The sequence below is a fragment of the Nocardia jejuensis NBRC 103114 genome, from assembly GCF_001613145.1.
GTDB classification, from domain to species: Bacteria; Actinomycetota; Actinomycetes; order Mycobacteriales; family Mycobacteriaceae; genus Nocardia; species Nocardia jejuensis.
In genome coordinates this window covers 1-10,199 of sequence record NZ_BDBU01000059.1, presented here as the reverse complement: position 1 = coordinate 10,199, position 10,199 = coordinate 1, and the positions used below count along the sequence as shown (strand labels likewise).

General features: G+C 72.1%; 5 protein-coding genes. 3 read left to right on the top strand and 2 right to left on the bottom strand.

All coding sequences use genetic code 11. From position 1 onward, the window contains the following. Together NJ1_RS34610 and NJ1_RS34605 are read right to left on the bottom strand one after the other, a co-directional pair. A partial coding sequence (locus NJ1_RS34610) for a hypothetical protein (protein WP_157574514.1) occupies positions 1-2,349 on the bottom strand: 2,349 nt, incomplete at its 3' end. 12 nt (positions 2,350-2,361) lie between these two features. Further along, positions 2,362-4,176, bottom strand: a complete 1,815-nt coding sequence (locus tag NJ1_RS34605) for an Hsp70 family protein (protein ID WP_169813240.1) — start codon at positions 4,174-4,176, stop codon at positions 2,362-2,364. Positions 4,177-4,509: 333 nt separating this feature from the next. Between NJ1_RS34605 and NJ1_RS34600 the strand changes: the two genes are divergently transcribed. From NJ1_RS34600 to NJ1_RS34590, 3 genes are all read left to right on the top strand, one after another. Further along, positions 4,510-6,453: an IniB N-terminal domain-containing protein gene (locus NJ1_RS34600; RefSeq protein ID WP_067703511.1), complete on the top strand. Its 1,944-nt coding sequence runs from the start codon at positions 4,510-4,512 to the stop codon at positions 6,451-6,453. Positions 6,454-6,574: 121 nt separating this feature from the next. Continuing rightward, the gene (locus NJ1_RS34595; RefSeq protein ID WP_067703518.1) at positions 6,575-8,548 is read left to right on the top strand and encodes a dynamin family protein; all 1,974 of its coding nucleotides are present in this window, start codon (positions 6,575-6,577) and stop codon (positions 8,546-8,548) included. A gap of 225 nt (positions 8,549-8,773) precedes the next feature. After that, on the top strand, positions 8,774-10,199 hold a 1,426-nt coding region (locus NJ1_RS34590), incomplete at its 3' end, for a dynamin family protein (protein ID WP_067703508.1).

The window sequence follows — 10,199 nt, the reverse complement described above, 5'->3', positions numbered from 1 at the left end:
GTCGGCCAGCGCGGCCGCCTGCGGGTCGCCCGACTGTGCGGCGGCCTTGAGCCGAAGCGCGTGCGGGATCAGGTCATCGGGGCTCTCCTTGGCGAGCGCGGCCGCGATCGCGTACCAGTGGAACGCGTTCGACCACGCGGGCGGATCGCCGAGCCGGCGCAGCAGTTCTCCGGAGGCGTCCACCAGCCCGGCCACTCGCGCCTCGTCGCGCAGCCGGATGCCCGCGAGCCACAGTTCGCCGATCGGCAGCAGCGCGAGCAGATCCGCGCCCACCTCGTCGAAGAGCGGATACGCGGCCTGCCAGGCCAGCGTGAGCGCGGCGTGATCGCCACCGCGCCTTGCCAACCCGACCATGACCCCGTGCGCCAGCAGCCGATCGCGCGGATCCAGCGTGGCCGGATCCAGACCGGCCGCGATCGCCGCCGCCGACTGCTCGTCGCCGCCCAGCATGGCGACCCACGCCGACAGCACCCGCTGCTGCGGACCGTCCGGCGCCCCGCGCAGCGCGTCCGCGGCCCGGCGCGGTTCACCCATGCTCAGGCACAGCAGGGTCGCGATCGCCGCCGCGGAACACGGCAGGAAGCGGTCGCCGCCGCCCTCGGGAGAACCCGAGTGCGCGGCGTGAATCAGCTGCGAGGCCGCCGCGACGGCCGCGGCGCGCACCGAGTCGGGTTCGCGCTGTGCGAAAGTCGCCGCGGGCGTGTGCCGGTCGGCCGAATCCGGGCGCAGGTCCAGGTGGTCCCGGGCACCGTCGAGGTGTGATCTGCCGACGAGAGCTGACGAGCCCGCCGAGTCGGCGGGGCGGACGTCGGCGCTCCGCGGCCGAGACCCGGCCGCGACGGCCTCGTGCGGGCCCGCCGGGATCGCGTCGCCGTGGAGGGCTGAGTCGCCGTGGAGGGCCGAGTCGCCGTGGAGTGCCGCGTCGCCGTGGAGTGCCGCGTCGCCGTGGAGGGCCGAAGGGCGTGGGGCGCCCAGTGTTCCGACCGAGTCCGACAGCGCGTCGGCCATCAGGGTGATGTGTGTGGTGGCCTCGGTGGGCGGCCACTGGGTGCCCGAGCTGGACAGGGCGCGGGCCTGTTCGGGGTAACCGGCCAGATGCAGGACGGTTGCCGCGATGGGCCAGTCCTGACCGGCCCGGTCCGCGCCGAGCCAGGTGTAGAGCCGCGCGGCGCGGGCGGTGAGACCTCGCCGGATCCAGACGCCCGCGCAGATGCGGACCGCGGCGGCGAGATCGGCGGGATCGGAATTCGGCTGGGCCAGTGTGGGTTCGGCGAGCCTCAGGGCGGTGTCGGTGTCGCCGGTGCGGGCGGCGGCATCGGCCCACCGAATGGCCAGCGACTGCCGGTCGGCTCCGGCGGTCACCGCGGCGGCGTAGTGGCGGGGCGCGTCGGCCCCGGCCTTCTCGGCTGTGGCGCAGAGGAATTCGGCGAGTTGCCGGTCCCGGACCCCGGATTCGGCCAGCAGCAGGGCGATATGGTCGCGCAGCAGACCGGCGCCGAGCCGGGCGTGCAGGAGTGTGCGCTGGACGCCGAGGAAGCGGCGGTCGCCGACCAGCGTGCGCAGCGGGGCGACGGCGGGAGCCAGCAGCAGGTCCGCGTCGGTCACCAGGGCGCTGGCACGGGCCTGATCCACCAGTTCCTGGGCCGCCGCCGCGCCGATCCCGAGGACCTCGGTGAGTTCACCGGTGTCCAGGCCCGCGCCGATGGCGGCGACCACGAAGGTGTCCAGGAGTTTCGGGTCCGCGTCGTCGAGTCGTGCTCGGGCCCAAGCGGATACGGCCTCGTCGACCGCACCGAGCCCGGCGTCCAGGCGAGTGGCGCAGGCGGCGCTCAGTGCCGCGACGACGCCGCCGTGGATACCGGCCGTCTGACGATGGATGTGCTGGGCCAGACCGCGCGGCACCATCATGCCCAGTTCGCGTGCGAAGGGCGCGATCTCGCCCGCCCCGAGGGCACGCAGATCGATCACCCGGCCGCGGCGCGCCACCAGGTCGGCCAGGGCCCGCAGACGTGTGTCGTGCGGACGTGGACGGGTGGCGATGACCACGGTGCAGCGGCCCGAGGACGCTGCCTCGCACAGTGATTCGAACTCGTCGGGGCTCAGCGTGTGGGCGTCGTCGACCACCAGGGCGGTGGCGGCCGGGACGAGCGCGCCGCCGGGGGCGTCGGTCAGCTGGAGGCCCTGTGCCCGCAGGCGGGCGCGCACGGCGCTCAGCAGGGTCGACTTACCGGTGCCGGAGCGGCCCCGGATCAGGTACAGCAGCGGAGCCGGATCGTCGGAGTCCAGCTCCCGCAGGAGGTCTCGCACACAGGGGAGCGAGTCGAGCGCGACGGGTGTGGTGCCGTTCACGGATACCAACTCTCATCCACCGGCCTGCGGGAGGATCTGATTCGGAATCGGGGCCTTGGGCGCCCCCAGCTTGTCGGTGTCGAGACCGGGCAGCGCTGGAACGTTCGGGGCCTGCACGTTCGGCAGCGTCGGGAACTGCGGGTTCGCGGCGGTGGTCTGCTGCTGTGTCGCAGCGGGATTCGGCTGCCCGGAATCGGCGGCGTTCGCGTCCGGGGGCACGGCGGCCGGGGCCTCACCCGGGGTGGTCGTGGCGGGCGCGCCCGCGGCGGCCGGTGCGGCGCCGGGTGCGTTCGGACGGTGCGGGACGGTCGAATTCACCGTCTGGCCGAGCGGAGCGTTCTGCTGGGTCGTGCCCGCCGAGCCGTCCGTGCCGTCCTGTGCCGCCGCGATGGTGGCCGTGGCGGACCGCGGTGCGGTGGGTTCCGGCGGGGCGGACTGGATGCCGGTGCCCATGGCGAGGGTCCCGGTGGCCAGGGCGGCCACCGCGATGGCGGCCGCGCCGATCACGGCCACCCGACGCCAGTGCGGAAAACCGTTGCGGGCGTCGGGGGTCGGTAGTTCGGGCAGGATCGGGACCGGAGCGGCGTCGTCCGGGGTGGACGTGCTCGCGGTGGTGCGGGCCTCGCGGTTGCCGCCGAGCGAAGGATGTTCGCTGGTGCGCTGGAAACGATCCCGGGCATCGGCGGCCGGTCCGCCGGAGGTGAAGGCTTCGGGCGGGAAGTCGTCGAGTTCGGCGATGTCGAAGTCGGCGTCGAAGCGCTCGGGCGCGGTGCCGCGATGCGGGCGCAGCACTTCCGCGACGGCCGGATGGGGTTCGGTTGCGGTGGTGTCGGCGATCAGATCGGCGGCGAGCAGTGCGGCACCGTGCGCGCTGAGATGCGCCGGGTCGGAGGCGGCCGCGACGGGGACCCCGAACTCGGTGGAGAGCACTTCGGTCACCAGCGGGAAGGCCGCGCCGCCGCCGGTCAGCAGGATGCCGTCCAGATCTGTCGTGGCGATCGCGGCCCGGCGCGCGGCCTCGCGGACCAGATCGGTGGAGGCGAGCAGGGGACCGCGCAGCAGATCCTCGATCTCGTCCCGGACCAGGCGGACATCGACCGTGCCGAGGCCGGGCAAACGGACCGGAACCATGGTGGCGGTTTCCTTGGCGAGAGTTTCCTTCGCGATTTTGCAGCGAACCCGCAGATCCGCCAATTCCTGTTCCACCAAAGGGTCGAAAGGATCGAAATCTTTTTCGCCGACGGCAAATGCGAGAACGTACCGCATGATCAGCAGATCGAATTCCGTACCGGCGACGGCGGTGGCGCGCACGGGTTCGCCCAACAAACCGGACATAGCACCTGTGCGGACCACTGAAACGGTCAAACCGGTTGCGCCCAGGTCGTATACGACCATCGCGCCGTCATGGGTGGACTCGTGCACCTCCTGCAGCCAGCGCATGGCGGCGGTCGGCTCCGGAACCAGAGCGACGCCGTCGAGACCCGCGGCCAGCAGCGCGGCGCGCTGCACCTCCACGGTGTGCTGGGACCACCAGGCGGGGTAGCAGGCGACCGTGGCCGCGGCGGGCACGGCATCGTTTCCCTGCTGCGCCCCGGCCACTGCCCGGCCCACCGCCGCGGCCACCAGATCCGCTGCGCGAACAGCGGATCCGTCTCGGGTCCGGATGCCGACGGGATCCCCGACCCGGGACAGGAAACTCTCCGGAACCTCCTGCTCGGACCCGAGCATGCTGGGCCGGATATGCAGCCTGCGCTGTCCCCCCGAGGTCGTCACGGCGACCGTGTCCGACGACCCGACAGTGATGCCGAGCGCCATCCCCTGACTCATTCGAGATCCCCTTGTCGTTCCAAACACGCGTCGGATGCGGTACTTCCGCGGTGGACCGATGCAGCCCGAAAGCTGTTCGGTCCGATATGTACGAAAACGTCCGTGGAGGGCCTCGCGACCCATGGGACCTGTCGGTTGCTGGGGGGTCCTCGTTACCGTTTCACCCCCGACTGTGGGGAAATTCCCCTAATCGCCACCCACCCCCGTATCGAGGCGGCGCGGGAACGGGGGGAGTTCACCCCGTTTCGGCGTAACGGGTCGCGTTCCTAACGTGAAAGGAAATTCGAGCAGCGCGGGTCAACGGGGCCCGCCCCGACCGGGAGACGATTTGCCATGAGCCCCAACGCAATTCTCGAGTTCATTCTCAACCTGCTGCGCGATGATGCCGCCGCCACCGGCTACTGCACCGATCCGGGCCGGGCGCTCGCCGCCGCCGGGCTCGATTCCGTCACACCCGAGGACATCGCCGCCGTCGCCCCGATGGTTGCCGAGTCGGCGCTGGTAGCGGGAGGTTCGCAGCTGTCCGCGATCATCGCGGCCGGTGTGGCGGGCGGATCCGGCGTCGCCTCCGGGGCGAACGGTGAGGCGGGGCTCAACGGGGCGGCGGGAGTCAACGGATCCGTCGGCGTGAACGGGGCGGCCGGGCTCAACGAGTCCACCGCGCTCGGCGGGGCGGTGAACCTGGCCACGGTCTCGGCCACCCAGCTCGGCGTGGACGGGGCCACCGCCACCGGTCTCGAACTGGGCCTGACCAGCGGAATCGGTGCCACCGCCACCGCGGCCACCCAGGCGGCAGCCGGTGTGGAAGCCGCCCTCGGCGGAGTCCTCGGCACCCAGGCCGCCGCCGAGTTGTCCTCGGCAATCACCGGCGGCATCGACACGGCCGCGAGCCTCGGCATCCAGACCACGGCGACCGCGGCCGCCCACGCCGGCACACTCGCCGCCGCGGGCGTCACCGGAGCGATCGACACCGCCGACTCCCTCGCCGCCTCGCTCACCGGAGCGATCGACACCGCCCTGCATACCGACCTCGGCGCGGCCGTGAGCACCGGCATCGAAGGCGGCCTCGCCCTCGGAACCACCGTGGCCACCGGCCTTTCCGAGGCGCTGACCAGCACGGTGAACGCGACCACCCAGCTCGGCGCGGGTCTCGACACCGGCCTCGGCGGTGCCGCGAATATCGCCGCCGGACTCGACACCGCACTCGGAACCTCCACCGGCGCAAGCCTTTCCGCCGCGCTCGATGGTGCGGCAGGTACAGGCGCGCAACTCGGAGTGGATCTCGGCAACACCCTGCACACGGGCGTCTCCGGTGCGGTGATCGGTGCGGCGGGCGCCGGTGCGCAGGTCGGCGCGGGTCTCGAGTCCGCGGTGAACGGGGGTCTCAACGCTGCCGCCGGTCTGGGAACCGCGCTCGGAACAGCCACGGGCACGGGCATTTCCGGAGCCCTCGATGGTGCTGTAGGAGCGGGCGCCCAGCTCGGCGCGAGCCTCGGGTCGGGAATCGACGGTGCCGTCACCACCACCGCCGGTCTGGAGGCCGCCCTCGGAACCGGTGTCGATGCCGACGTCTCCGGTGCGCTGAACGGCGCGGTGGGAGCGGGCAGCCGGCTCGGGGCGGGTCTCGGGACCGGTCTCGATGGCGGTGGAAACGCCGTCGCGGGTCTGGGGGCGGCTCTCGGAACCGTTGCGGATGCGACTCTTTCGAGTGTGTCGAACGGCGTCGCGGGCGTGGGTACACAGGTCGGAACGGGTATCGAGGCGGGGGTCGATGGTGGTGCGACCGGTGCGACCGGATTGGGCGCTGCCCTCGGAACCGGTGTGGACGCGGGTGTTTCGGCGGCGCTGAACGGTGCGGCCGGGGCGCAGCTCGGAACGGGGCTCGAGACCGGACTGGGCGGAGGGGGAGATGCTGCCGCCGGTCTCGGTGGGGCGCTGGGGAACGCTGTGGATACCGGACTCTCGGGGGGAGCCGGGGGCATCGGAGGAGTGGGTGCTCAGGTGGGGAGTGGATTGACCGGGGTGGGCAATGCGGTGGCCGGAGTGGACGGTGGGGCACACGGCGGGGGCGCGGTGGACGCGGGCCTGCACGGGGCGGGGGCGAATCCGTGGGCGGGAGTGGACGTGTCGAACGCGTTCGGAGGTGGGGCGCAGGGCGGGCTCGGTGACGGCGGAGTCGGCGACGGCGGGCTGTTCGGGGAGACCGGGGTGCACGGTGGTGGCGATCTCGGCGTGCATCTGGGTGGGGACGTGATCGGGGACATGCTGCATTCGTGAACGCGCGGACCTGTCCGATGGCGGACCCGGTCCGATAGAACCGCCCACCGCAGCGGGATTCGCCGCGGTGGGCACGCAGGAGCATCTGATACGCCGGACCTGCTCGGCGGAGAGAAAGGTGGTGAGTGTGGTGACCGGCATCGTCGCGGGGCAACCGCTACTGCAAGTGCTGGCCGAGACCGTCGCGGTGGCCCGGGCCGCCGAGCGGGGGGATCTGGTCGGACGGCTGGAGACGCTGGCCGGGCGGATCCGGGATCCGCGCCGCCGGATCGTGGTGGCCGGACTGGGCAACCAGGGCAAGAGCCGCTTCGTCAACGCGCTGATCAGCGCGGAAGTCTGTGCGGTTGGCGACGATACGACCACCACGGTGACCACGGTGCTCGCGCATGCCGACGAACCGCGAGCGACCCTGGTCCTGGCGGCACCCGACGGTGGGGAGCCCACGCGGATCATCGTTCCGTTCGGCGAGGTCGGCGGCGTCGCCGGCCGCACACCCGAGATCCCGGACGCGGATGCCGCGAAGCCGTTCGATGCCGATCGCCGGTTCGAGCGGGAACTCGCGACGGGGCCCGGCGGTGCGGATCGGCCTGCCGACTCGGGACGCCCGGCCGCGGTCGCGGCGGGGGGACGCCGGGTGGTGCGGGTGGAGGTGCAGACGCCCAATCGGTTGCTGGCCGATGGGGTCGTGGTCGTCGATACGCCGGGGCTCGGCATGCACGGCGGCGGTGGGACGGCGAGCATTCTAGGGACCTCACCGGCCGCGGACGCGGTGCTCCTGATCACCGACGCCTCCACCGAACTGACCGATCCGGAGATGGATTTCCTGCGTCAGGCGCGGGAGCTGTGCCCGGCGGTGGCCGTGCTGGTGACCAAGATCGACCTGTATCCGCACTGGCGGCAGGTGCTCGAGGCGGATCGAATCCACCTGAGCCACGCGCGAATCGACGTGCCGCTGATCCCGGTCTCCTCGGTGCTGCGCTCCCACGCGGTGCGATTGCAGGACCAGGAGCTGGGGCGGGAATCCGGCTTCGGTGCGGTGTTCGAATTCCTGCGCGAACAGGTGGTCGCACGCGATCAGCGCGAAGTGCGCCGCGCCGCCGCGGTCGACATCACCTCCGCGGCGGAGCATCTGGCGCTCGCCATCGGCAGTGAACTGGTGGCGCTGCGAGATCCGGAACAGGGCGCGGCCGCGGTGCGAGAACTCGGGGCGGCGAAGAATGTCGCGGAGCACCTGCATCGGCGGACGTCCGGCTGGCAGCAGACCCTCGGTGACGGGGTGACCGACCTCGCCGGGGATATCGACCATGATCTGCGGGAGCGGTTGCGCACCATCGCGCGCACCGCCGAGGAGTGGATCGACGAGCAGGATCCGGGCCGGCACTGGGGTCAGGTGGAGGAGTGGCTCACCGCCACGATCGAGGCCGCGATCGGCGACAACCTTTTGTGGACGCGCACCCGCGCGACGCTGCTGGCCGAGCGGGTCGGCGCGCACTTCACCGAACTCGGCGCGGTGGATCTGCCCGATGTGCTCGAGACCCTGAACGGTGATGAATCCCGTTCCGGCGCCTGCACTCTCGCCGATCTGGAACCCGGCCTCGGGTTCGGCGACAAGATCCTGGTCGGCGTGCGCGGCTCGTACGGCGGCGTGATCATGGCCGGGATGGCGGGCACCATGGCCGGTCTCGCCCTGATCAACCCGCTCTCGCTCGGTGCCGGAGTCATTTTGGGCGGCAAGGCCTTCCGGGACGACAAGAAGGCCCGCCTGGCCAAACGCCGCTCCGACGCCAAACTCGCCGTCCGTCGCTACCTGGACGATGTCGCCTTCCACACCGGCAAGGAGACCAAGGACCGCCTGCACCGCATCCACCGCCTGCTGCGCGATCACTTCACCGCCGTGGCCGACCGCACCCTGCGCTCCCTCGACGACTCCCTGCGCGCCGCCCAGGAGGCCGCCACCCTCGAATCCGCCCAGCGCGCCACCCGCTGCACCGAACTCGAACGCCGCCTCCGCGTCGTCGCCGAACTCCGCCACCACGCCGCCGCCCTCCTGGAGCCCCCCGTCACCCCCGCGCTTCCGCCCACATCGATGAGTTGACCCTCGGGAATCGCACGCCGTCTCGACGATCGCTGACCCGCGAGTGCGCGCGGTGGAGCGCCGCAGACGGCGGGCGAGGCCCTGTTCCCGAGGCCGCTACAGCTCGCGGCGGGCGAAGGCGGGGGATGCCCGGTGGCGGGCGGTGTGGCGCTGTGAGGTTGGTGTGAGGTGCTAACGCGAAGGTGGGTTGGGGCGAATGCCATGCGACGCGCATGGAGGTGCCGGATGGGATTTGATCGGGAGGTTGTACGGGATCCGGCCGGTGCCGGATTCGGGGTGGCGGGCGAGGCCAGGGGCTTGGTGGCGGCTGCCGCACGCGGCATGGGCGAACTCGGACGGGTTCGCGGGCAATTGCGGGAGTGCGCCCGGCGGCTGGACGAACCGCTGCGGGTCGCGCTGGCCGGGCAGCTCAAGGCCGGTAAGTCCACGCTGTTGAACGCCCTTGTCGGACAGGACATCGCGCCCACCGACGCGACCGAGTGCACGCGCCTGGTGACCTGGTATCGGGACGGGGCCGCACCTCGCGTCACGGCGTGGTCGGGCGATGGCGCTCGGGCCGACGTGGTGGTGCGGCGCGGACGCGGAGCCGAGGGATTGCCGGGCGCGCACGGACTGAGCTTCGATCTCTCGGCGCTGCGATGGAACGCGCCCGGACCCCGGGAGGTCGATCACCTCGCGGTCGAGTGGTCGTCCTCGGAGCTGGCCCGCATGACGATCATCGATACGCCGGGCATCTCCTCCCTCTCGCACGAGGTGTCGGCGCGCACCTCGCGGCTGCTGACTCCGAGCGGGAACGGGGTGGCCCTGCCCAGCGCGGACGCGGTCCTCTATCTCCTGCGCCGCCTCGACAACGATGATGTGGATTTCCTGGAGCGGATCGGCTCCATGTCGGGTTCGGGCGGGAGTTCCGGTCCGCTCGGGGTGATCGGGGTGGTGTCGCGCGCCGACGAGATCGGCGCGGGCCGGATCGACGCGCTGCATTCGGCGCGGGACGTGGCCTCGCGCTTCGCGGGCGAGCTGGAGCGAACGGGCCTGTGCCAGTCCGTGATTCCGGTGGCGGGCCTGCTGGCCTTCGCCGCGACCAGCCTCCGGCAGCGGGAGTTCGCGGCCTTCGAGGCGCTGGCCGCCGTGCCCGTCGAGGATCTGAGCGTGGCCATGCTGTCGGTGGACCGCTTCGCCCGCGAAGATCCAACCCTCGGCGTCCCGGCCGAGCTGCGCGCGCACCTGGCCGCCCGCTTCGGGATGTTCGGAATCCGCTTGGCCGTCACCCTGATTCGCCTGGGCGTCCGCGATTCGCAGACGCTGGCGCGGGAACTCATCGGCCGCAGCGGGCTCGACGAGCTGCGCACCGTCCTGGACGTGCAATTCGCCCAGCGCGCAGAGGAATTGAAGGCGCACTCCGCGCTCACGTCACTGGCCCGCATCATCGTCGCCAACCCGGGAACCCCGGCCGATACCCTGCTGCCCAGGGTCAAGACGCTGCTCTCGGACGTGCACGGCTTCGCCGAACTCCGCCTGCTCGGCCACCTGCGCACCGACGAAATACCCCTGCCCGCAAACGATCTCGTGGATATGCACCGGCTCATCGGCGGCGCCGGCGTCGCCGCCCACGTGCGCCTGGGCCTGCCCGCGCACACCGACCTGCACACCC

Excerpts from the sequence above, each read along its gene's own strand:
- NJ1_RS34600 (WP_067703511.1), top strand. The coding sequence starts at position 4,510 with ATGAGCCCCAACGCAATTCTCGAGTTCATTCTCAACCTGCTGCGCGAT.
- NJ1_RS34605 (WP_169813240.1), bottom strand. The coding sequence starts at position 4,176 with ATGAGTCAGGGGATGGCGCTCGGCATCACTGTCGGGTCGTCGGACACG.